The organism is Phenylobacterium sp., from assembly GCF_030697305.1.
GTDB lineage: Bacteria > Pseudomonadota > Alphaproteobacteria > Caulobacterales > Caulobacteraceae > Phenylobacterium.
Genome location: NZ_JAUYQL010000023.1, coordinates 16,335 through 37,503 on the forward strand (window position 1 = coordinate 16,335; position 21,169 = coordinate 37,503).

At 67.4% G+C, this 21,169-nt stretch carries 21 protein-coding genes; 6 read left to right on the forward strand and 15 right to left on the reverse strand.

Features of this window, described 5'->3' with window-relative positions:
* The first annotated feature begins 19 nt into the window (after positions 1–19).
* The gene (locus Q8R27_RS02475; protein ID WP_305697524.1) at positions 20–616 is read left to right on the forward strand and encodes a hypothetical protein; all 597 of its coding nucleotides are present in this window, start codon (positions 20–22) and stop codon (positions 614–616) included.
* On the opposite strand, the gene tgt is transcribed toward Q8R27_RS02475, so the two are convergent.
* Both tgt and queA read right to left on the reverse strand, forming a co-directional pair.
* On the reverse strand, positions 601–1,716 hold the full coding sequence (gene tgt, locus Q8R27_RS02480) for a tRNA guanosine(34) transglycosylase Tgt (RefSeq protein ID WP_305697525.1): 1,116 nt from the start codon (positions 1,714–1,716) through the stop codon (positions 601–603). The genes Q8R27_RS02475 and tgt overlap by 16 nt on opposite strands.
* Entirely contained in the window at positions 1,716–2,792 is a 1,077-nt protein-coding gene (gene queA / locus Q8R27_RS02485) for a tRNA preQ1(34) S-adenosylmethionine ribosyltransferase-isomerase QueA (RefSeq protein WP_305697526.1), read from the reverse strand. The genes tgt and queA overlap by 1 nt, the downstream gene beginning before the upstream one ends.
* 63 nt (positions 2,793–2,855) lie before the next feature.
* On the opposite strand from queA, the gene Q8R27_RS02490 reads away from it, so the two are divergent.
* Positions 2,856–3,860, forward strand: a complete 1,005-nt coding sequence (locus Q8R27_RS02490; protein ID WP_305697527.1) for an endonuclease/exonuclease/phosphatase family protein — start codon at positions 2,856–2,858, stop codon at positions 3,858–3,860.
* Here Q8R27_RS02490 and Q8R27_RS02495 read toward each other — a convergent pair.
* The 4 genes from Q8R27_RS02495 to gyrA form a co-directional block, all read right to left on the reverse strand.
* Entirely contained in the window at positions 3,832–4,299 is a 468-nt protein-coding gene (locus Q8R27_RS02495) for a peptidylprolyl isomerase (protein WP_305596449.1), read from the reverse strand. The genes Q8R27_RS02490 and Q8R27_RS02495 overlap by 29 nt on opposite strands.
* The gene (locus tag Q8R27_RS02500) at positions 4,299–5,204 is read right to left on the reverse strand and encodes a peptidylprolyl isomerase (protein WP_305697528.1); all 906 of its coding nucleotides are present in this window, start codon (positions 5,202–5,204) and stop codon (positions 4,299–4,301) included. The genes Q8R27_RS02495 and Q8R27_RS02500 overlap by 1 nt, the downstream gene beginning before the upstream one ends.
* Before the next feature lie 44 nt (positions 5,205–5,248).
* Positions 5,249–5,746 carry a pantetheine-phosphate adenylyltransferase gene (gene coaD, locus Q8R27_RS02505; RefSeq protein ID WP_305697529.1) on the reverse strand — a complete coding sequence of 166 codons (498 nt, stop codon included), beginning with the start codon at positions 5,744–5,746 and terminating at the stop codon, positions 5,249–5,251.
* Between the two features lie 120 nt (positions 5,747–5,866).
* Positions 5,867–8,635, reverse strand: a complete 2,769-nt coding sequence (gyrA, locus tag Q8R27_RS02510) for a DNA gyrase subunit A (protein ID WP_305697530.1) — start codon at positions 8,633–8,635, stop codon at positions 5,867–5,869.
* 109 nt (positions 8,636–8,744) lie between these two features.
* On the opposite strand from gyrA, the gene Q8R27_RS02515 reads away from it, so the two are divergent.
* The 4 genes from Q8R27_RS02515 (at position 8,745) to Q8R27_RS02530 (ending at position 11,947) form a co-directional block, all read left to right on the forward strand.
* Complete coding sequence (locus Q8R27_RS02515) at positions 8,745–9,275, forward strand: superoxide dismutase family protein (RefSeq protein WP_305697531.1); 531 nt, start codon at positions 8,745–8,747, stop codon at positions 9,273–9,275.
* On the forward strand, positions 9,275–10,336 hold the full coding sequence (locus Q8R27_RS02520; protein ID WP_305697532.1) for a 2OG-Fe(II) oxygenase: 1,062 nt from the start codon (positions 9,275–9,277) through the stop codon (positions 10,334–10,336). The genes Q8R27_RS02515 and Q8R27_RS02520 overlap by 1 nt, the downstream gene beginning before the upstream one ends.
* Positions 10,337–10,401: 65 nt before the next feature.
* Positions 10,402–11,457 carry a 2OG-Fe(II) oxygenase gene (locus tag Q8R27_RS02525; protein WP_305697533.1) on the forward strand — a complete coding sequence of 352 codons (1,056 nt, stop codon included), beginning with the start codon at positions 10,402–10,404 and terminating at the stop codon, positions 11,455–11,457.
* Positions 11,458–11,506: 49 nt separating this feature from the next.
* Entirely contained in the window at positions 11,507–11,947 is a 441-nt protein-coding gene (locus Q8R27_RS02530; protein ID WP_305697534.1) for a DUF3617 family protein, read from the forward strand.
* 5 nt (positions 11,948–11,952) lie between these two features.
* Here the strand turns inward: Q8R27_RS02530 and Q8R27_RS02535 are convergent, their stop codons facing one another.
* The 9 genes from Q8R27_RS02535 to Q8R27_RS02575 form a co-directional block, all read right to left on the reverse strand.
* Positions 11,953–13,110, reverse strand: a complete 1,158-nt coding sequence (locus Q8R27_RS02535) for a CaiB/BaiF CoA-transferase family protein (RefSeq protein WP_305697535.1) — start codon at positions 13,108–13,110, stop codon at positions 11,953–11,955.
* A 56-nt stretch (positions 13,111–13,166) separates the two neighbouring features.
* Entirely contained in the window at positions 13,167–13,787 is a 621-nt protein-coding gene (locus Q8R27_RS02540) for a 2-hydroxychromene-2-carboxylate isomerase (RefSeq protein ID WP_305697536.1), read from the reverse strand.
* A gap of 36 nt (positions 13,788–13,823) precedes the next feature.
* Positions 13,824–14,315, reverse strand: coding sequence for a single-stranded DNA-binding protein (ssb, locus tag Q8R27_RS02545; protein ID WP_305697537.1), 492 nt, complete (start codon positions 14,313–14,315; stop codon positions 13,824–13,826).
* Between the two features lie 102 nt (positions 14,316–14,417).
* Positions 14,418–14,795 carry a hypothetical protein gene (locus tag Q8R27_RS02550; RefSeq protein ID WP_305697538.1) on the reverse strand — a complete coding sequence of 126 codons (378 nt, stop codon included), beginning with the start codon at positions 14,793–14,795 and terminating at the stop codon, positions 14,418–14,420.
* Positions 14,796–14,833: 38 nt separating this feature from the next.
* Positions 14,834–15,508, reverse strand: a complete 675-nt coding sequence (locus Q8R27_RS02555; protein ID WP_305697539.1) for a hypothetical protein — start codon at positions 15,506–15,508, stop codon at positions 14,834–14,836.
* A gap of 65 nt (positions 15,509–15,573) precedes the next feature.
* On the reverse strand, positions 15,574–18,351 hold the full coding sequence (locus tag Q8R27_RS02560) for a hypothetical protein (RefSeq protein WP_305697540.1): 2,778 nt from the start codon (positions 18,349–18,351) through the stop codon (positions 15,574–15,576).
* Between the two features lie 145 nt (positions 18,352–18,496).
* Positions 18,497–19,327: a flagellin gene (locus Q8R27_RS02565; protein WP_305697541.1), complete on the reverse strand. Its 831-nt coding sequence runs from the start codon at positions 19,325–19,327 to the stop codon at positions 18,497–18,499.
* Between the two features lie 174 nt (positions 19,328–19,501).
* Positions 19,502–19,729, reverse strand: coding sequence for a flagellar protein FlaG (locus tag Q8R27_RS02570; protein ID WP_305697542.1), 228 nt, complete (start codon positions 19,727–19,729; stop codon positions 19,502–19,504).
* A gap of 181 nt (positions 19,730–19,910) precedes the next feature.
* On the reverse strand, positions 19,911–20,744 hold the full coding sequence (locus Q8R27_RS02575; RefSeq protein WP_305697543.1) for a flagellin: 834 nt from the start codon (positions 20,742–20,744) through the stop codon (positions 19,911–19,913).
* Between the last annotated feature and the right edge of the window lie 425 nt (positions 20,745–21,169).

Sequence of the window (21,169 nt, forward strand, 5' to 3'; positions counted from 1 at the left end):
TGATATAGGATCGCTTCCGATGCGCTTCGCGACTCTCGCCCTTCTGCCCGTCCTGGCTCCCATCCTGCTGCTTGGCGCCTGCACGACGACGCGCGCGGACGGCTCGGCGAAGATCCAGACGACGTCGGAAGCCAACCGCGAGAACCTGCAGGGGGCGCTGGCTGCGCCGCTTCGCGACGTCAATGTGCTGCGTACCAAGATCCCCGACGTGCTGCTGCAGGCCGAGGCCGATCCCTATCAGCGCCCGACCGCCGGCGACTGCGAGGAACTGCGCGCCCTGGTCGCTCCGCTGAACGAGGCGCTGGGCGACGACCTGGACCTGTTAGCCATCGAGAACGCCAGCATGATGATCAGGGGGCGGGAGACGGCGCTTGGGGCGATCGCCGGTCTGACCACCGACGTGATCCCGTTCCGCGGCTGGGTCCGTAAGCTGACCGGGGCCGAGCAGCACGACAAGCTTGTGGCGCAGGCGATCATGGCAGGCGCGGTGCGTCGCGCCTACCTGAAGGGTCTGGGCGAGAGCAAGGGATGCGAGCCGCCGGCGACGCCGTCGCACCTGCTCAGCGGCACGCCGCCCGTCGAGCAGGAGCCGAAGCCCCGCTATCCCGTTCGCTGACGCGCGGCGAAGTCGCGGCGGAACACGTCCAGCCGGCCCTCGGCGATGGCCTCACGCAAGGCCTTGGTCAGGATGTGGAAGAAGGCCAGGTTATGCCAGGAGAGCAAAACCTGTCCCAGGATCTCCTGCGACTTCACCAAGTGATGCAGATAAGCCTTTGAATAGTCTGTGCTAGCTGCGCAGCCGCCGTTTGGATCAAGCGGCGTATCGTCTTCCGCGAAGCGTGCATTCTTCAGGTTCACCGAGCCTTCCCAGGTCCAGGCCTGGCCGTGGCGGCCCGAGCGCGTCGGCAGGACGCAGTCGAACATGTCGACGCCGCGGGCCACCGCCTCGACGATGTCGATCGGCTTGCCGACCCCCATCAGGTAGCGCGGACGCTCCGGCGGCAGCATAGCCGGCGCATAGTCCAGCACCTCGCACATGGCGGCATGACCCTCGCCCACCGCCAGGCCGCCGATCGCATAGCCGTCGAAGCCGGTCTCGATCAGCCGCTCCGACGATTCGCGCCGCAGCGCCTCGAACGTCGAGCCCTGCTGGATGCCGAACAGCGCCTGGGCCTCACGCGCCCCGAATGCGGCCTTGCAGCGCTCGCCCCATCGCGCCGACAGCCGCAACGCCTCGCCCGCGCGCGCCTCTTCCGCCGGCCAGGCGACACACTCGTCCAGCTGCATGGAGATGTCCGCGCCCAATAGGTCTGCCTGGATCTCGATGGACCGCTCCGGCGACAGCGTGTGGCGCGAGCCGTCGATATGACTCTGGAAGGTGACGGCATCCTCCCTGACCTTGGCGATCTTCGACAGGCTCATCACCTGGAAGCCGCCCGAGTCCGTGAGGATCGGCCCCTCCCAGCGCATGAACCGGTGCAGGCCGCCCAGCCGCGCCACCCGCTCGGCGGTGGGTCGCAGCATCAGGTGATAGGTGTTGCCCAGGATGATGTCGGCGCCGCTGGAGGCCACCTGATCGACGCTCAGCGCCTTGACCGTGCCGGCCGTGCCCACCGGCATGAAGGCCGGGGTGCGGATCGCGCCGCGCGGGGTCTGCAGCACGCCGGTGCGCGCGGCGCCGTCGACGGCGTCGATGCGGAACGGGAAGGCGCCCATCAGTCGGCCCGCCAGAGCAGGCTCGCGTCGCCGTAGGAATAGAACCGATAGCCATCGGCGATGGCGTGCTCATAGGCCTCGCGCATCCGATCCTGCCCGGCGAAGGCGCAGACCAGCATGAACAGCGTCGACTTCGGCAGATGGAAGTTGGTCATCAGGCCGTCGGCGGCGCGGAACCGATAGCCCGGCGTGATGAAGATCGAGGTCTCGTCGGCGAAGGGCTGCACCTGTCGGTCCTCGCCCGCCGCCGATTCCAGCAGCCGCAGGGACGTGGTGCCGACGCAGACCACCCGCCCGCCCGCCGCTCGCGTGCGATTGACCGCGTCCGCTGTGGCTTGCGACACCTCCCCGTACTCCGGATGCATGCGGTGGAGGGCGATGTCGTCTTCCTTCACCGGCAGGAAGGTGCCCGCCCCGACATGCAGGGTGACAAAGGCGCTTCCCACGCCGCGCTCGGCCAGGCGCTCCAGCAGCCGCGGGGTGAAATGCAGGCCGGCGGTGGGTGCGGCGACCGATCCGTCGGCCTGCGCGTAGACCGTCTGGTAGTCGCTGCGGTCGCGTTCGTCCTCTGGGCGGCGCGCGGCGATGTAGGGCGGCAGCGGCATGGCCCCGCGCTCGGCGATGGCTGCGTCCAGATCGGCGCCCGTCAGATCGAAGGCCAGCGTCACCTCGCCGCCGTCGCCCTTCGCATGGATCGTCGCGTTCAGCGCGCCAATCAGGCAGGCGCGGTCGTTGGTCTCGCCGAAGGACACCCGGTCGCCGGGCTCCAGCCGCTTGCCCGGCTTCATGAACGCGGTCCAGCGCGAGCCGGACAGGCGACGGTGCAGGGTGGCCTCCACCGCCACCACGCTGTCGCCGCGATGCCGCTTGCCTTTCAGCCGCGCCGCGATCACCCGGGTGTCGTTGAGCACCAGCAGATCGCCGGGTGCGAGCAGGCTCGGCAAGTCGTCGACGCGGCGGTCGGCCAGCGCTTCGCCGGGCTGCACCACCAGCAGGCGTGCGGAGTCCCTCGGTTCGGCCGGGCGCAGAGCGATGCGCTCCGCAGGCAGTATGAAATCGAAATCGGCAAGCTGCATGGATCGGGCTCAAGCGCATGCGCGCGGGCGCCCGTCAAGGCCATGCCGTGCTAGAGCGCACGCGTGTCGCTACGCTCCATCCTCCTGACGGTGACCCGCACGATCGGCGTCGCCCTGGCCCTGCCGCTGGGGCTGGTCTGCGCCGGCGCGGCGCTGGCCGCCCAGGGCGGTCGATGGAGCGCCAGCCTCGACGCGCTGGCCCACTTCGCGCCGTTTTGGCTGGCGGGGGCTTTAGGCGTCGCCGCCGCCGGCGTCGTGCTGGCGCGGGGCGTCTTGCGGGGTGTGCTGGTGGTGCTGGGCCTGGTCGGCGCATTGGCCGCCGGATCGCTGATGGCGCCTGAGTATCTGCGCGACGCCGGGCCTCACGCAGACGCCAAGGCGCCGCTTCAGTTGAAGCTGCTGCAGTTCAACGTCTGGTGGTTCAATGCCGATGTCGAGCGGACCGCCGACTGGATCGCCGCCCAGAACGCAGATGTCATAGTGCTGGAGGAAGCGCGCGCCAGCTTTCGTGACGCCATGCTGCGCCGTGGCCGCTACCACGTCAGTTGCGACGGGTGCTCTGTGACGATCCTCACCCGCGCCCAGCCGGTCGCGTGGGGCGGGCTGCCGGGTCCATGGCCGTCGCCAGCGATGACCTATGTCACCTTCGCGACCGCGCAGGGGCCGTTCACGGTGTTCGGCGTCCACCTGTCGTGGCCGACGTCCAACGGCTTGCAGCAGCGCCAGGGCGTCAACCTGGGCAAGGTGCTCAGCACCTACCCGCACAGTTCGCTGATCGTCTCGGGAGACTTCAACTCGACGCCATGGTCTTTCACCCGTCGCCGCATGGATCGCGACCTTGGCCTGATCAGACGCACGCGCGGGGTGTTCAGCTGGCCAGCCAGGGACGTCACCGGCAAGGTGGCGAAAGTCCCCTTCCCGTTCCTGCCGATCGACCATGTCTACGCCGGGCGCGAATGGCGAACGGTGAGCGTCAAGCGCGGCCCGCGCCTGGGATCAGACCACTATCCGGTGATCGTCACCCTGGCGCGCGATCCGGCTACAGGTCGGCGGCGACCTTCGCGCTGACGATCTTGCCCGGCGCGCGCGGCGGCTCGCCCTTGGGCAAGGCGTCGACATTGTCCATGCCCTCGGTCACTTCGCCCCACACCGTGTACTGGTTGTCGAGGAAGCGGGCGTCGTCGAAGCAGATGAAGAACTGGCTGTTGGCCGAATCCGGGTTCGAGGTGCGCGCCATCGAGCAGACGCCGCGAACGTGCGGCTCCTTGGAGAATTCCTGCTTCAGGTCCGGCTTGTCGGAGCCGCCGCTGCCGCGCCCCGTCGGGTCGCCACCCTGGGCCATGAAGCCAGGGATGACCCGGTGGAACACCACGCCGTCGTAGAAGCCCGAACGCGCCAGTTCCTTGATCCGGGCGACGTGCCCGGGCGCCAGATCCGGGCGCAGGCGGATCGACACCGGCCCGGTGTCGAGCGTCAGGATCAGGGTGTTCTCGGGATCGTCGGCCATTACGGGGTAACCTCTGCTGGAATTTCGATGTCGCACGCCGTGAAGTCGGCGCCCTTGGAGTGCCGGACCCAGGCGATCTCGGCCTTGAACCAGGCGCTCGCCGGATCGATGACCCGCACCTTGGGGCGTTCCGCCTCGGGGATGTCGGCCATCACCCGCACGCGGTCCATGCGGTCCTGCGGCTCGGCGACCGGTTCGCCGATCTTGATCGCCCGGACCACGTCCTGGCCGACGATGACGCGGCCCCAGGCGGTATAGCGCTTCTCAAGCGAAGGATAGCCGTCGCGCATCAGGAAGAACTGGCTGTTGGCCGAGTCGGCCTCGGTTCCCCGCGCCATCGCCGCGACGCCCGGGCAATACAGGGCCCAGGCCGAGACCTTGCCGTCGGTGGTCATCGGCGCGAGCATCGAGCTCTGGCTCATCACCGGCAGCGATTTGATGAAGCCGATCTCGGCGACGGTCTGATCGGCGGCCACCACCATCCCGGCTTCTGGGCCTCGGCGGAAGGTGAATTCGGCGGCGAGGTCCGGCTTCAGCGAACCGCCGGAGCCGGTGTTCTCCGGGTCCCCGGTCTGGTCCATGAAGCCGTCCACCACCCGGAAGAAGGTCAGGCGGTTGTAGAAGCCGTCGTGGGCGAGATCACGCACGCGGGTGACGTGATTGGGCGCCACCTGCGGGATCATCTCCACCAGCACGCGGCCCTTGTTGGTGTCGATCACCAGCACGTTGGCGGGATCGGGCGTGCGCCAGTCGGCGGCCGTCGGCGGGGCGGGCTTGGCGGGTGCGGCCGGCGCGGCGGCTGCCGGCGGTTCCGGAGGCGGCGCGCGCTTGGCTTTGCGCGGGGCGGCCTGGGACGGTGCGGCCAGGGCGAGCGCGGCGGCCGCCAGTATCAGGGTACGGATCATGCGATATTGGTAAACGCAGGCCGCGCGCGCCGCCAGTCCAAAGCTCAGCGCGCCGCGGCCGCCTTCGCCGCCAGCCGGTCAGTGACCCGGGTGCTCACGAACTTCGACACATCGCCGCCCAGTTGGGCGATAACCTTGACCAGGCTCGACGAGATCGCCTGGTGTTTGGGATCGGCCATAAGGAACACCGTCTCCACCTCACGGTCGAGCTGCTGGTTCATGGCCGTCATCTGGAATTCGTACTCGAAGTCGGCGGAGGTGCGCAGGCCGCGCACGATGATGTTGGCCCCGACCTCGCGGGCGTAGTGGATCAGCAGGCCCTTGAACGGTTGCACCACGATCTTGTCGCCGGCCCCGATCGCCTCGCACTCCGCGATGATGATCGCCACCCGCTCTTCAAGCGTGAACAGAGGTCCCTTGCCCTCGTTGAGCGCCACTCCGATGACCAGCTTGTCGACCAGCTTCACCGCCCGCCCGATGATATCGGTGTGCCCGTTGGTGAACGGATCGAAAGTGCCCGGATAAAGACCGACGCGGCTCATGCAGCCCATTCCCCTTACTTGCGCCCGCTTCGGCTTTCGCCGCGCGCCGTTCTGTTGGCAAGCCAATTCTTGCACGGCGACAACACATTACGGAAGGACGCTCTTGCCGTAGAGCAGCGATCAGGTCTCGTCGGTCGCCTCGGGCTCGTCGCCCTCCGCCACGTCGTCCTCCGGCTCTTCGCCAGCGTCGGCCAGCCGTTCCACGGACACCACATGCTCGTCCTGGGCGGTGCGGAAGATGGTGACGCCCTGGGTGTTGCGTCCGGCGATCCGCACCTGGCTGACAGGCGTGCGGATCAACTGTCCGGCGTCGGTGACCAGCAGAAGCTGATCGCCATCGTCGACCGGGAACGAGGCCACCAGCCGCCCCCCGCGCTTGGTCAGGTCGTGGGCGATGAGCCCCTGCCCGCCGCGGCCCGTCCGCCGGTAGTCGTAGGCCGATGTGCGCTTGCCGAAGCCTTCGGTGGACACCGTGAGGATGAACTCCTCGGCCGCGCCCAGCTCGGCGATCCGCTCGACGCTGAGCGAGGTCATGCCTTCGCCTTCGGCCTCTTCCTCATCGGGAACCACGGCCTCTTCCGGCTCGCCGCTCTGGGCGGCCAGCATGGCCTTCTCGTGCCGCAGATAGGCGATGCGTTCGGCGGGCGTAGCGTCGACGCCGCGCAGGATGGCCATCGAGATCACCGAGTCTCCCTCGGCCAGGCGCACGCCGCGCACGCCGGTGGACTCGCGGCCGGCGAACACCCGAACCTCGTCGACTGCAAAGCGGATGCAGCGACCGAGCGCGGTGGTCAGCAGCACGTCGTTGGCGGTGGTGCAGACGCCCACCCCCATGATCGCGTCGCCCTCATCGAGCTTCATGGCAATCTTGCCATTGCGGTTGATCTGCACGAAATCCGACAGTTTGTTGCGCCGCACACCGCCCGAGCGGGTGGAGAACATCACGTCGAACTGGTCCCAGGTCGCCTCGTCCTCGGGCAGTGGCATGATGGAGGTGATGGTTTCGCCGGGTTCGATGGGCAGCAGGTTGATGAACGCCTTGCCGCGTGAGGTCGGCGTGCCGACCGGCAGGCGCCACACCTTGAGCTTGTAGACCTTGCCCCCGGACGAGAAGAACAACACCGGCGTGTGGGTGTTGGCCGAGAACACCCGGGTGACGGCGTCCTCTTCCTTCGTCGACATGCCCGAACGGCCTTTGCCGCCGCGATGCTGGGTCCGATAGGTGGCCAGCGACGTGCGCTTGACGTAGCCCGAGTGGGTCACGGTGATCACCATGTCCTCGCGGGTGATCAGGTCCTCGTCCTCGACGTCGGCGTCGCCTTCGACGATCTCTGTCCGCCGCGGCACGGCGAAGGCGGCGCGGACCTCGGTCAGCTCCTCGCGCACCACCGCCATGATCCGGTCGCGCGACGACAACATCTCCAGGTGACCGCTGATCGTATCGGCCAGCGCACGCGCCTCGCCGAAGATCTCGTCGCGGCCAAGGCCCGTGAGCCGCGACAGCGTCAGCGCCAGAATGGCGCGGGCCTGTTCTTCCGTCAGGCGCACGCGGTCGCCGCCGACAAGTTGGGTCCGCGGATCGGCGATCAGCGCGATCAGGGGCATCATGTCGCCCGCCGGCCAGTCGCGGGCGACCAGGCGCTCGCGCGCCTCGGTCGGATCCTTCGACGATCGGATGATGTGGATCACATCGTCGATGTTGGCGACGGCGATGGCCAGACCGACCAACACGTGGCCGCGGTCGCGCGCCTTGTTGAGCTCGAACTTGATGCGCCGCACGACGACTTCCTCGCGGAAGTCGACGAAGGCCTTGAGCATCGTGTGCAGGCCCATCTGCTCGGGCCGGCCACGGTTCAACGCCAGCATGTTGACCCCGAACGAGGTCTGCAGGGGCGTGAAGCGATAGAGCTGGTTCAGCAGCACCTCGGCCGAGGCGTCGCGCTTCAGCTCGACGACCACACGCATGCCGTCGCGGTCGCTTTCGTCACGCAGGTCGGAAATCCCGTCGATGCGCTTCTCGCGCACGAGTTCGGCGATCCGCTCGACGAGGGCGGCCTTGTTCACCTGATAGGGAATCGCCGTGATGATGATCGCTTCGCGATCCTTGCGGATCTCTTCGATGGCGGCCTTGCCGCGCATGATCACCGAGCCCCGGCCGCCCATCAGCGCCGCCCGGGCGCCGGTGCGCCCGATGATTTCGCCGCCGGTCGGGAAATCCGGTCCCGGCACGATATCCAGCAGGTCTTCCTGGCTGATCTCGGGATTGTCGATCAGGGCCAGACAGGCGTCGACGATCTCGCCCAGGTTATGCGGCGGGATGTTGGTGGCCATGCCGACGGCGATGCCGCCCGCGCCGTTGACCAGCAGGTTGGGGATCCGCGACGGCAGGACCGTCGGCTCGCTCTCCGAGCCGTCGTAGTTCTCCTTGAAGTCGACGGTGTCCTTGTCGAGGTCGGCCAGGATCGACATCGAGGCCTTGGTCAGGCGGCACTCGGTGTAGCGCATCGCGGCCGGCGGATCGTTGTCGACCGAGCCGAAGTTCCCCTGGCCGTCGATCAGCAACAGACCCATGGAGAACGGCTGGGCCAGCCGCACGAGGGTGTCGTAGATCGCGGTGTCGCCGTGCGGATGGTATTTGCCCATCACGTCGCCGACCACGCGGGCCGACTTCACATAGGAGCGATCCGGCGTGTGCCCCTGCTCGTTCATCGAGAACAGGATGCGCCGGTGCACCGGTTTCAGCCCGTCACGGACGTCCGGCAGCGCGCGGCTGACGATGACGCTCATGGCGTAATCGAGGTAGGAGCGCTTGAGCTCGTCCTCTATGGCGATAGGAGCGATGTCCCCGCGCCGGCCGTCGTCCGGAGGGGTCGTGGTTTCGTCGGTCAAGGGAGGGGTTCAGCCGTCAGAATCGGACACAGGAACTTGTTGGTTCTGTTAACATTGAGACCCCAGCGCGGCAACGTCCAGCGGCCGCTCAAGCCCAGGAAAACGCCTCATGAGACTGATCGCCCTCAGCATCGCCGCCATTCTCGCGGCGGGCGCCGCCGTTGCGGCCGATTCGCCGACCGCCGTGACCGTGGATGTGAAGAACGCCGCCGGTGACAGCCTGGGCCAGGCGACGATCACCCAGGCTCCGAACGGCGTCCTGGCGCGCTTCCAGCTCAAGGGGCTGACGCCAGGCTGGCACGGGCTGCATTTCCACGAGAAGGGCGACTGCTCGAAGGCCGACTTCACCAGCGCCGGCAGCCATGTCCACGACAAGGCGACGATCGTCCACGGCCTGCTGAACCCTGACGCCAACGATTCCGGCGACCTGCCGAACCTGTACGCCGGCGCCGACGGGACCGCGACCGCCGAGGTCTTTTCCCCGTACGTGACGTTGTCCAACTCGACGGGGCGGCCGAAGCTCGCCGACGCTGACGGCTCGGCCATCGTGGTCCACGCGTCTCCCGACGACTATCGCACCCAGCCGATCGGCGGCGCCGGCGCGCGCATCGCATGCGGTGTGATCGCCCCCGGCGCCTGATGTCGCTGATCCTAGGGGAGCCGGCGCCGTGGTTCACCGCGGCGACGCCTTCGAACCCGGAGTTCGCCCTCGACACAGCGGGCGGCCGCTTCGTGCTGCTGTGTTTCCTGCCCCCGGCGCCTGAGGCGCGCGGTCCGGCCATGCGTGCGGTTGCCGCCCGCCAGGCGCTGTTCGACGACGCGCGCGCTTGCGTCTTCTTCGTCGTGCCGCAGGCCCATCAGCCCGGCGCCCGCGACCTGCGCGGGCTTCGCTGGTTCCTCGACGAAGACGGCGCGGTCGGCCGGCTCTATGGCGGGCTGGAGGCGGACGGTTCCGCACGGCCCCGGTGGGTGCTGCTCGATCCATCGATGCGGGTGCTCTCGATCGCGCCGATCGATCGAGCGGAAGCCGTCATCGACCAGGTCGCCGCCCTCCCCGCGCCCGGCGATCACGCTGGCGTCGCCCTGCACGCGCCCGCCCTGGTCGTCCCGAGGGTGTTAGAGCCCGAACTCTGCGCCCAGTTGATCGCCCTGCATGAAGCCGACGGCGGCGCATTCACCGGCGTCATGCGCGACATCGACGGCCGTACGGTCGCGGTCATGGACGAAGCCAAGAGCCGGCGCGACATCTGGATCCACGACGAGGCCTGGCAGGTAACGCTGCACGGCGCACTCGAGAGCCGCCTCTTCCCGATGCTCCAGCGCGCATTCCAGTTCGAGGCCGCGGGGATCGAGCGCTATCTGGTCAGCCGCTACGCCGCCGAGGAAGGCGGCGTCTTCCGCGCCCATCGGGACAACACGACCAGGGGTACCGCGCATCGGCGGTTCGCCTGCACCATCAACCTCAATGACGACTACGAAGGCGGCGACCTGCGCTTTCCTGAATTCGGCCCCGGGCTCCACCGTGCGCCGGTGGGCGGGGCTGTAGTTTTCTCCTGCTCGCTGCTGCACGAGGTGACGCCGCTGACGCACGGCCGACGCTATGCGTTCCTGCCGTTCTTCTATGATGCTGCGGGCGCAGGCGTGCTGGCCGACTATCGCGCCACCCTGACCGAAGGGGATGCGAGCCAAGACCAAGCCTGATCTGGCGCAAGCGGCGCGCCATTGGCTAAAATGCCCGCCGGTTCGGGCAAATGGGGGCGGGACAGATGGGTCTGGGTTTCGGAGAGGCTGCGCCCTACTTCGCCGGCGACACGGCCGCCAATCCGCGCTTCCAGTTCTCCTCCGTCGCCGGGCGTTTTGTGCTGCTGGGCTTCGCGCCGCCGAATGGGGCGCCGGTTGCATTGGATATGTTCCAGCGACGTCGGGCGCGTTTCGACGATATCAACCTTGTCTGCTTCATCGTCGCCGGCGACCAGGCGACGATCGCCCAGGCCGTAGACGAAACGCCGGGCCTAAGATGGTTCCGCGATCCGTCCGGCGCGATCGCCGAGGCCTATGGCGAGGCGCCTGACTCGGGCCGCTGGCTGTTGCTGGACCCGACATTGCGGGTGATAGCCGCCCTGCCGTGGGGCTCCGCCGACGCTCTGCTGGAGCAGATCGACGCCCTGCCGGCGCCCGACCTGCACTCCGGAGCCGATATCCACGCACCCGTGCTGATCGTACCCCGCATCTTCGAGCCAGACATCTGCCAGCGCCTGATCGCCCACTACGACGCCGTGGGCGGCGCACGATCCGGCGTGATGCGCAACATCGACGGCAAGACCGTCGGGGTGATCGACAACTTCAAGAGCCGCCGCGACGCCGACGTCACCGACGAGGCGTTTCGCCAGCAACTGCGGATCCGACTGGCGCGACGGCTGGTTCCGGAGATCAAAAAGGCGTTCCAGTTCGATGTCACCCGCATGGAGCGCTACATCGTCGCCTGCTACGACGCCGGCGAAGGCGGCTATTTCCGTCCACACCGCGACAACACCACCCCCGGCACCGCGCATCGCCGCTTCGCGGTGACTATCAACCTGAACGCTGGTGATTATGACGGCGGCGATCTGCGCTTCCCCGAGTTCGGATCGCGGGCTTATCGCGCGCCGACCGGCGGGGCTGTGGTGTTCTCCTGTTCGCTGTTGCATGAGGCGCTGCCCGTCACGCGCGGGCGCCGTTACGCTTTCCTGCCGTTCCTCTACGACGAGGCGGGCGCGCAGATCCGTATCGCCAATCAGGCCACGATCGTGAACGAGGCGCAGCCCGCCGAGGTGGACGGCTGAGGCGCGCTCGCGTCTACCTTCCGCCGGGATTGGCTGCTATCGGGGCGCAATGAAAAGACCTCTCGTCGCCGGCCTTCTGGGCCTGTCGATCGCCGCCGGCCCCCTGAGCGCCAGCGCCGCCGAACTCATCCAGCCGGGCTATTGGGAATCCACCAACCGGATGCTGTCGCCCATTCCCGCCAAGAGCGTGGAGCGGCGATGCATCACGCCGGCCGACGTCGCCAAGTTCCTGATGGGCCCCAGCAACCGCCACTACGCCTGCACCTACCCGACCCGCAGCTTCGAAGGCGGCAAGATCCTGCTCAAAGGGAGCTGCGTCAGCAAGAAGGGCCGGCGCGTCCAGGTCGAAGGTCAGGGGAGTTACTCCCAGACCAGCTTCAGTCTCACCGCGCAGGTGGCGACCGAGTTCTCCGGCATCCCGATCGCCGGCAAGGTGCGCACCGAAGCCAAGCGCATCGGCGACGCCTGCCCGGCGCCCGCCGCGAGCTGACCGCCCTATTCGGCCGCCGCCGCGCGCTGCTGCAACTCGGCCAACAACTCATCGGTGTGCTCGCCTAACTTCGGCGCACGGCGCTTCGCGTTGGCCGGACTGCGCTCGAACGTCGCCGGATGGTTGGCGTGGCGGATGACCCCGAATTCCGGATCCTCGATCTCGACCACAGTTTCGTTGTGGCGCGCCTGAGGGTCCTGCATCAGGTCGACCACGTCGTTGACCTTGGAGAACGGCAGGTCCTGGGCGACCGCGCGGGCGATGAAATCCGCGGTGGTCATGCGGCCGACGTCAGCGGCGACGGTCTTGTAGAGCAGTTCGAGGTTGGGGACCCGCGCCGCGAACCCTGCGAAACGGGGGTCATCGATCAGGTCGTCGCGACCGATCGCCTTGCAGAATCCGCGGTAGTGGTTGTCCAGCAGCAACAGGCCGATCACCTGGCCGTCGGCGGTGCTCAGCGCGCGGAACATGTTGACCCCGCCTCGGGCGGGGGGTTCGACCTCTGCGAAAGTATAGGGATTCAGCATCTCCGGCAGCATGTAGGCGGCGTAGGAATCCAGCAGATTGGTGGAAACCTTCTGGCCCTCGCCGGTACGCTCGCGATGCAGCAGCGCGGCCAACGCCGCATGCGAGGTGAAGATGGCCGTCACCTTGTCCACGACATAGGTGTTGATCGCCTTGGCCGGGCCGTCCTCGCCCTGCACGGGCATGAAGCCGACCACGCCCTGGATCACCTGGTCGAACACCGGCTGGTCCGCCTTTGGGCCGCTTTCGCCATACCCGCTGACCTTCAGGTAGATCAGGCGGGGATTGGTGACGCGCAGGCTCTCGTAGCCGAGGCCCATCTTCTCCAGAACGCCCGGGCGGTAGTTCTCCAGCACGATGTCGGCGCTGTCGATCAGCCGTCGCACGGCGTCGACGCCCTGCGGCGTGCGCAGGTCGGCGACGAAGCTGCGCTTGCCGCGGTTGAATTGCTCGAAGCTGGCCGCGAGGCCTTTGTAACCCGCGGCGTTGCGCATCAAGTCGCCGCCCGGATCTTCGATCTTGATCACGTCGGCGCCCAGGTCGGCCAGCAATTGGCCGCAGAACGGCGCGGCGACATAGCGCGCAATCTCGATCACCCGCACACCGTCGCAGGGCCCCTTGGCCATCGGATCAGCCATCGTAAGTCCTCCCGTATCGGCCGCGTTCGCGACCATCTTTTCGTTCCAGCCATCGCCTAAGCGGCGGCTTTGCGTTCCATCGCCAGCCGCAGCAACTGAATGCGGTCGACGCCAAAATACATATCATCGCCGTCCAGATACATGGTCGGCGAACCGAAGGCGCCGCGCGCCATGGCTTCGTCGACATTACGCCTGAGCGCGTCCTTGACGCCCTGCTCGCCGATCTTGGCGAACATCCCGGCCGGGTCCAGGTCGGCCTGCCTGAACAGGTCCTCGACCACGGCGTCGGTTGAGAGGTCGCGGTCGTCGGTGAAATAGGCCTGGAAGGCCGAGCGCGCGAAACCGACCAGCTTCGGCGGCGCGCTATCCAGCAGCACCATGCAGGCGCGCATCACCTTGACGCTGTTCACCGGGTGGCCGGTCGGCAGGAAGCGAATCGTGACGCCCAGCGCCTTCTCCCAGTCGCCGATATCCTTGCGCACATAGGCGGACTTCGCCGCCGGCGACGGCGGCCGGTTGCGGATGTCCGCCGTTGGATTGATCGCGTTGAAGATGCCTCCCACCAGGATCGGCCGCCAGATCAGATCCGCTCCGAACTCGGCGGCCAGCGGCTGGATGGCCTCGAACGCCAGATAGGTCCAGGGGCTCGAGCAATCGAAGAAGAACTCGATCTTCATGCCGTCACCCTGCCCTGAACCTGCGCCGTTGCGAACCTAGAACGGGATCTCGTCGTCCAGGTCGGCGGAAAACTCCTCGCGCGGACCCGAGCTCGCGGCGCGTGGTCCGCCGCCGCCGCCGCTGGAGAAACCGCCGCCGTAGCTTGCGCCGCCCTCGCGATCGGGATCGCCGTCGCCGCGTCCGTCCAGCATGGTCAGCTCGCCACGGAATTTCTGCAGCACGACCTCGGTGGAGTACTTCTCGACACCCGACTGATCGGTCCATTTGCGCGTCTGGATCGCGCCTTCAAGATACACCTTAGAGCCCTTGCGCAGGTAGCTCTCGGCGACCTTCACCAGATTGTCGTTGAAGATCACCACCCGGTGCCACTCGGTACGCTCCTTACGCTCGCCCGAGCCGCGGTCGCGCCAGGACTCCGAAGTGGCGATACGCAGGTTCGCCACCCGGTCGCCGGACGTGAGCGTGCGGATTTCGGGGTCTGCCCCGAGGTTGCCGATCAGAATGACCTTGTTGACGCTGCCCGCCATGTCGCAATTCCCACCGTTGTTGATTTAGCGGGCCAACGCCCGCCGCCACGCTAGCCTCGGGTTCAAATCGAGGCAATGTTCTATATTCGTTCCGCGACCGACCTACTGTTGGCTGACGGCTCCGGGGATCGCCAGACGTCCGTCGCCGGTCCGCACCAGCGCCAGGTAACCGTGCGTCTCAAGCGATGACGAGGTGAAGACTCCCTGACGATCGATGAAGAGGAAATTTCCCTGATAAGCGCCTGTAATGTCTCGCGTATTACCCCCCATCCTGAGGAATTTTATGCGCATCGCCTCAAGGTTCGCCGCACAGCGTTCCAGGCTCGGCACGTTCTCCACGAGGCGGTTGTATCTCAGCTTGCCATCCTTCTGGACGACGTGGAAGCAGACGCCGACGTCGCCGGGCGGCAGGGTGCGCTTGGCGCAGCCGGCGAGCAGCAAGCCGGCGGCGAGAGACGCGATCAGCAGGGGTCGAAGCATGCGATCAACCTACACGCGGCAATGCGCTGGTGCGAGAACTACGCGAGCGGGGGAATGACACAGCCGGCGGCCTGGTCGGCGAGCTTGCGGAAGCTGCGGTTGTCTTCCGACACCTCGACGCGCCCGGGGACCAGACGCAGCGTCTGAGCCATCCAACGGCCGTAGGTGGCCCCGCCCGGCCGCTCACAGCGTCCGGCGAAAAGCGCCTGCACGCAGCCATCGAGGCTGAGATCGGCAGGCAACTGGCGCCATTCTCCCTGCGCGTAACGCCAGCACGCGCCCGCCGGCGGCCCGGCGACAGGCGCGACGGCGACAGGCGCGGAGGCCGGCTTCGGCTGAAGCGCCACCGTCACGGGCGGCAGGGGCGTCAGCACCGTGCCGGCGGCGTCCGCGGCGGCCAGCGCACCCGTTTCATCGACGCCCACGTCCAAAGCCCCGGTGGCGACGCCGTTTCGCGTCGCGCAGTCGCTCAGCGTCAGTTCACCGACAAACTGGCCGGCGACGAAGCAGCGCAGCGGCTTGGCGGGATCGAGGGAGGCCTCCTCACCCTGCCCGGTCTCGATCACCAGGCCGCCTTGCGATGCGGGCGGCGGCGGCGGGGTATCGTCGCGATGGCGAAGGCCGAGACCGGCGGCGATACCCAGCCCCGCAAGCAACGCCAGCGCGCCCCCGATGAGCACGAGCCGGCCCTGGCGGTCCTTGAGGAAGTCCATGCGTCCTGGCTAGACCGCGCGCCCGCGCGTTTCAAGCGGTGGCGGGCGGTGGCGACCGAAGTCGCTTAGGCGGTCAGTCGGTCGAGGGCGGCCTGGTAGTTGGCGATCTGGTTGGTCAGGTAGGCCGGAACCGGGCCGCTGGCGGCGGCGGCCGTCGACTGGGCGCTCTTCGGCGTCGCCGCGGTGACCAGGTCCTTGTAGGCGGTACGGATCACGCCCATCGCCGCGGCGATCTCGGCGATCGTATGCTTGATCTGGTCGGGATCGCTGAGGTTCAGGTCGGCCGGCAGGCCCAGGCCGTAGATATTCGGCTTGCCGTCGGCGGGCACCAGCTTGCCGGCGGCATTGGTCACGGTCGCACGCACCAAGCCCTCCGGCAGGCCGAGGCTCGCCAGCGCGTCCTTGTCGCCCTTCCCGGGTTCGATCTCGATCAGCGAGCGCGGGTTCAACGGCTTGATCTGCAGGCGTCGCCCGCCCTCGATGGTGACAATGTCCACCTTGGCCTGGAAGCCCAGGGCGCGGCGCACCTTCACCGCCAGGGTGTCGAGGGTGTCCTTGGTGTCGATGGTCACCGGCACGCGGCGGCCATCGCCGGCGCGCACAGTGAAATAGTCTCCGGCCCGCAGCGCCGTCTGGGCGGTGAGCTGGGTGGAATCCGTCGTGTCGATCGTGCCTCGCGGCAGGCCCAGCTTATCGAGGACGCTGGATCCCGTCGCGTCGACGGCGATCGAGGTCGGCGCGGCGTAGCCGTCCTTGCCAGTGAAGCGGCGCGACCAGTCGACGGCGCCGGTGTTGACGTCGAGGCGCGTGAGGAACCCGTCCTTCTTGCCCATCGGATCCTGGTTCGGCAGGTCGGTCCCGGCGGAGCCGGCGATCCACACCTGTCCGCCGGAGACGGCCAGCGCCGTCGCCTTGTCGTCGCCGGAGCCGCCGTAATAGGCCAGTCGGTCGCTTCCGCTGGCATTGAGGTCGGCGGAGATCCGCGCCGCGAAGGCGTCGGAGCCGCCGGCGTGCGCCCGCGTGATCGTCCCCGCCGACAGCGCCGGATTGGCCGCCGTGCCGGCGATCACCAGTTGGCCGTTGTCCATCGCGATGCCGGCGATGCTGCCGCCCTGCAGGTCGCCCAGGTCGCGCGTGGCCATCAGGGTCGGCGGCTGGGCGGTGGTGTCGAAGCGACGCAGCACCGCGCGGCCGTTTTCGACGCTCGCCACCACCAGCGCGGTCCCGTCCATCACCATGCCGGCCGAATGATCGTCGCTGGCGGTCCCGAATTGCTGGGTGAACACCGCCTTGACCTTGCCGTCGGCGCCGGCCTTGAAGCCTTCGATATAGCCGTCTCGACCGCCGAGCGCAGTGGCGCCGGGCATGGTCGACTTGGCGTCGCCGGCCACGAACACCGTGCCGTCCGCGCCGAAGGTCAATTGCGTCGCCGCATCGTCGGCGCGTGCGCCGCGACGCTGGGTCCACAGTTCCTGGCCGTCCTTGTCGTACAGGGTGACGAAGCTGTCGGTGTTGTCGGCGAACGAGCCCGTCGCGCCGGAGTTGAGCGGCCCATCGACCGCGCCGCCCAGCGTCCCCTTGACCGATCCGGCGATCGCCACCTGGCCGTCGGCCGATATCGCCAACGCCAGGCCGCTCGCGGTGTCGGACGCCCCCAGGGTGCGCCGATAGACGACGTTACCGGCAGAGTCGTACTTCAGCAGGGCGACATCCTGTTCGCCCTTGATCGTCTGGCCGCCGATCTTGGCGCTGACGTCGGCCAGCACATAGACCGAACCGTCCGGACCGGTGGCCGAGGCGCGCACGGCGTCGACTTCCGGACCAAGGGTCACGGCGAACGAACGGCCTTCGACCCAATAGGTCGAACCCGTCCCTTGCTGCGGGGCGGACACCTGACTGGAATCGGTCTGGAATTTGAGGAGTTGGCTGGGCGTCACGCCGTCCTTGGTGGATGCCTTGCCGTCGGGATCGGGGTTGCCGACCTTCTGGGTCAGGTAGACCGACGGCGCGGTGACCGGCGCATCGAAGCTGACCGTCTCGCCGGAGTCGGCCTTGATTTTCAGCGCCCACTGATCGGGCGAATTACCCAGGCTGACAGTCTTGCCGCCGACCACGGTCGTGCGCGGCGCGCCGGCGATCCGCTGGCTGGCGAACCGCGTCGACAGCCCCTCGTCCTGTAGCTTCTGATTGATGAAGGTGATCACATTGCCCAGCGTGCGGTCCTGGGCCCCCATCTGGGACAGGTCGATGCTGACCGTGTGGTCGACGTTGACGCGCTTGACCTTGATGTCGAACTTCACGTCACCTTGGAACGCCGCAACCACGCCGCCGCTTGATCCGCTGACCAGCGGCGCGGTGACGTATTCGGTCTTGGCGCGAGGCACGCTGGCTGTGGTGCGCGCGCTGGTCGCCGCTTCGCCCTTGGTCAGGCGCAGCAGGTCGAGCTGGGCGTCGTCGGCATAGGTGGAAACCTCGGCCAGGCCCTTGGCGAACACCGACTGGATGCGTCGCAGCTCGGTATCGGTCAGCAGCTTCGCCTGGGCGCGCTCGGCGACGCCGCTCAGGGTGTTGAGGCCCTGATAGAGCGCGAACAGCTTCTTGTAGTCGTCGCTGGCGCCCGCCAGGTCCAACTGCGCCGCGCCTTCGTTGATCAGCTTGCGCCCGAGCAGCGCGTCCTTCACCGCCGCGCTGGCTTGGGCCGTGGTCATGCCCTGGCCGGACCATGGTGCGGTCGGCGCGACCTTGGCTCTGGTCGACGTCCCGCTCGAACCCGTCGTCACCGGTACGCCGGCGCGCGACTGGTAGTAGTTGAGCAGGATATTGGTGTCGAAGCCGATGGTCATCGCATTCCGTCCGCGGACGCAGGTCCGCAGTCGAAGCATGCACGATCAAGGCTGACGGTCCGTTAAGCCGACAACAAAAAGGCCCCGCGCATCGGCGCGGAGCCCTTCGTAACGCCCCCGTCAAACTGGAGATGAATTCAGAAGCTTACTGGAAGAGCCGCAGGATGATCTGCGGCGCCTGGTTAGCGATCGAAAGAGCCTGGGCGCCCAGCTGCTGCTGCACCTGCAAGGCCTGCAGGCGCGCGCTCTCCTTGGCGATGTCGGCGTCCACCAGGTTGCCGACGCCCGATTCGAGCACGTCGGTCAGTTTGGAGACGAAGACGTTGTGATTCTCGATCTGCTTGGCCTGCGAGCCCAGGTCGCCCAGCGACTGGTTGACGTTGGCGATCGACGCATCGAGCTGGGTCATGATGCTGGTGGCCAGCGTCACGGTGCCGATCGACGAGGCCGCCGCCATGGTGATGATCGAGCCGCCGAGAGACAGGTTCTTGCTGGACAGCGTGATGTAGGCGTTGGCGTCGGCGTTGGCGAGGAAGCGGATGCCGCCGGTGATGCTGCCGTTGAGGATGTTGGCGCCGTCGAACGCGGAGTTCTGCACCACTTGGGTGATCTGCCGCAGCAGCGACTTGTAGTCCGAATTGACGGCCGTGCGGGATGCGGTGTCGAGCGACGGATCGAGCGCGGTGACCACCTTCTCCTTCAACTGCACCAGCAGGTCGGACACCGACTCGCCCGCGCTCATCGCAACGTCGGAGATCGACTTCGCCCGGTCCAGGCTCATACGCACCGCCGACAAGGCGCCGATGTCGGCGCGCTGGCCCTGGGCGATGGACCACACCGCGGCGTTGTCCTTGGCGTTGGCGATCTTCAGGCCGGTATTGATCCGGTTCTGCGCGCCCGCGAGATCGTCGTTGGTTTTATTCAGGTTCTGCAGCGCCACGAGCGCCGACTTGTTGGTATGGACGCTGATGGACATCGACGGCTCCCGGCTCCGAGGGGCGCTCGCTCGATTCGCGACGCAGCCCCCGTGGCCAGGAAGCTACGGATTCATGGTGTCCAGAAAGTTAACGCGCCCATATGACGCGGCCGCCACCGGCGGGACCGGGGCGGTTAACACTCGCAAGTCGCCTCTCCGGAAGCCCGGCCGGCGTCAGACCTTGGCGCGGATCATGGCGCCGGCTTCGTACTCGGCCTCACGCTTGAGGCGCAGGACGTTCTCGCGCGGGATCTGGGCGATCACCTCGCCCGTCAGCCGATCGACGGTCTTGTAGACGTATGATCCATTGGCCTGGTCTTCTTCTATCACCAGACGCAGGTCGGTCTGGCTGGCGGTCTCCCCGGGAATGATCTTGGCGGGAGCTGCGGGCTCTGGCGCCACGTTCCGGATGGGAGGAATGAGACCCGCCTCCTGTGTGGACGGTATTCTCGACACGGTACTCTCCGTTGAGCCGCCCGGCGGTCGTAAGCTCGGGCGTTTCGGGGAATGCTCACGGCGGAGAGGTCTCCCTCCCCGCCGCGGCAGCCTGCCGCGGGCTTTCACCCGCGGCGTCGCGCCTCGCCTATCGGAACAAGCCGAGCAGGATCGAGGACGATTGGTTAGCGATCGATAGCGCCTGAATGCCGAGCTGCTGCTTCGTCTGCAGAGCCTGCAATCGCGCGCTTTCCTTCGCCAGGTCGGCGTCCACCAGATTGCCGACACCGGCGTCCAGGCTGTCCTGCAGCTTGTCGATGAAGCTCAGATGGGAGGCGAGCGACTTGGAGCCCGTACCCAGCTTCGACAGAGCGGTCGAGACAGCGCCGATGGCGGTGTTGACGGTGGCGATCATCGCATTCGCGATGGTCTGAGTGCCGATCGAGGCCGTGGCCGCGATGCCGGTCAGCGCAGTGCTGCCCAGCGCCAGGCTTTGAGCCGCGACGGTGATCTTCGACGTGCCGTCCGCGTTGGCCAGAGCCATGACGGTCGCGCCGGAGGCCTTGATCATGTTCGAGCCGTTGAAGTCGGCGTTGGTCACGGCCTTGGTGATCTGATCCCGGAGCGACTTGAACTCGTCGTTCAGGGCGGTACGGCTGGCCGTGTCGAGGGTCGTGTCGGAAGCCGCGAGGGCCTTTTCCTTCATTTGAAGCAGAAGGTCCGAAACCGTTTCACCGGCCGCCAGCGCCACGTCGACGGTCGACTGACCGCGTTGCAGCGAGGAACGGACGGCGTTCAGGGCGTTCGACGTCGCACGCTGGTTCTGAGCGATAGCCCAGATAGCGCCGTTGTCTTTCGCGCTGGCCACTTTCTTACCCGTGTTGATGCGCGCTTGCGTCGTCATCAACTCGTTGTTGGTGGAGTTCAGGTTTTGCAGGGCCACCAGGGCGCCCACGTTCGTATTGACGCTGTTCATCGGCATACGAGTAATTCCCTATTCTCAGGAAGGTCGGCCGCCATTTTGGCGACCGTGGGCGTTTTGCCCGCCCCTCCCCGAGCAAGGCGCGGGCCACTGCGCTGTCAGGGGGCCGACGCCACAACACATGGAAATCATTGCGTTATAGGGCTGTTATCCATGCTTTGAGCCGGCAGTTTTTGCCTAGTCGCGAATCCACCCGGCACTTCCTGCCTACCGCTGGTGGGCAAGCGGCGCCGGGCGGAATGCTGGTGCGCGTCAGCAGCGTCATCCTCGGGCTTGTCCCGAGGATCGATGCACCCCGGAGACGCAAGCAAGATAGCCGAGCCGCCGCGCAACCCCGCGACGGCGGTGTTCATGGATCCTCGGGACACGCCCGAGGATGGCGCTGCGATGCGGACAGGCCGCGCCCTTAACCGCTCACCCCGGCG

Bases quoted from the DNA above. Each gene is read 5' to 3' on its own strand.
- Q8R27_RS02475 (WP_305697524.1), top strand. From the start codon at position 20: ATGCGCTTCGCGACTCTCGCCCTTCTGCCCGTCCTGGCTCCCATCCTG.
- tgt (WP_305697525.1), bottom strand. From the start codon at position 1,716: ATGGGCGCCTTCCCGTTCCGCATCGACGCCGTCGACGGCGCCGCGCGC.
- queA (WP_305697526.1), bottom strand. From the start codon at position 2,792: ATGCAGCTTGCCGATTTCGATTTCATACTGCCTGCGGAGCGCATCGCT.
- Q8R27_RS02495 (WP_305596449.1), bottom strand. From the start codon at position 4,299: ATGGCCGACGATCCCGAGAACACCCTGATCCTGACGCTCGACACCGGG.
- Q8R27_RS02500 (WP_305697528.1), bottom strand. From the start codon at position 5,204: ATGATCCGTACCCTGATACTGGCGGCCGCCGCGCTCGCCCTGGCCGCA.
- coaD (WP_305697529.1), bottom strand. From the start codon at position 5,746: ATGAGCCGCGTCGGTCTTTATCCGGGCACTTTCGATCCGTTCACCAAC.
- Q8R27_RS02515 (WP_305697531.1), top strand. From the start codon at position 8,745: ATGAGACTGATCGCCCTCAGCATCGCCGCCATTCTCGCGGCGGGCGCC.
- Q8R27_RS02520 (WP_305697532.1), top strand. From the start codon at position 9,275: ATGTCGCTGATCCTAGGGGAGCCGGCGCCGTGGTTCACCGCGGCGACG.
- Q8R27_RS02525 (WP_305697533.1), top strand. From the start codon at position 10,402: ATGGGTCTGGGTTTCGGAGAGGCTGCGCCCTACTTCGCCGGCGACACG.
- Q8R27_RS02530 (WP_305697534.1), top strand. From the start codon at position 11,507: ATGAAAAGACCTCTCGTCGCCGGCCTTCTGGGCCTGTCGATCGCCGCC.
- Q8R27_RS02535 (WP_305697535.1), bottom strand. From the start codon at position 13,110: ATGGCTGATCCGATGGCCAAGGGGCCCTGCGACGGTGTGCGGGTGATC.
- Q8R27_RS02540 (WP_305697536.1), bottom strand. From the start codon at position 13,787: ATGAAGATCGAGTTCTTCTTCGATTGCTCGAGCCCCTGGACCTATCTG.
- ssb (WP_305697537.1), bottom strand. From the start codon at position 14,315: ATGGCGGGCAGCGTCAACAAGGTCATTCTGATCGGCAACCTCGGGGCA.
- Q8R27_RS02550 (WP_305697538.1), bottom strand. From the start codon at position 14,795: ATGCTTCGACCCCTGCTGATCGCGTCTCTCGCCGCCGGCTTGCTGCTC.
- Q8R27_RS02555 (WP_305697539.1), bottom strand. From the start codon at position 15,508: ATGGACTTCCTCAAGGACCGCCAGGGCCGGCTCGTGCTCATCGGGGGC.
- Q8R27_RS02560 (WP_305697540.1), bottom strand. From the start codon at position 18,351: ATGACCATCGGCTTCGACACCAATATCCTGCTCAACTACTACCAGTCG.
- Q8R27_RS02565 (WP_305697541.1), bottom strand. From the start codon at position 19,327: ATGTCCATCAGCGTCCATACCAACAAGTCGGCGCTCGTGGCGCTGCAG.
- Q8R27_RS02575 (WP_305697543.1), bottom strand. From the start codon at position 20,744: ATGCCGATGAACAGCGTCAATACGAACGTGGGCGCCCTGGTGGCCCTG.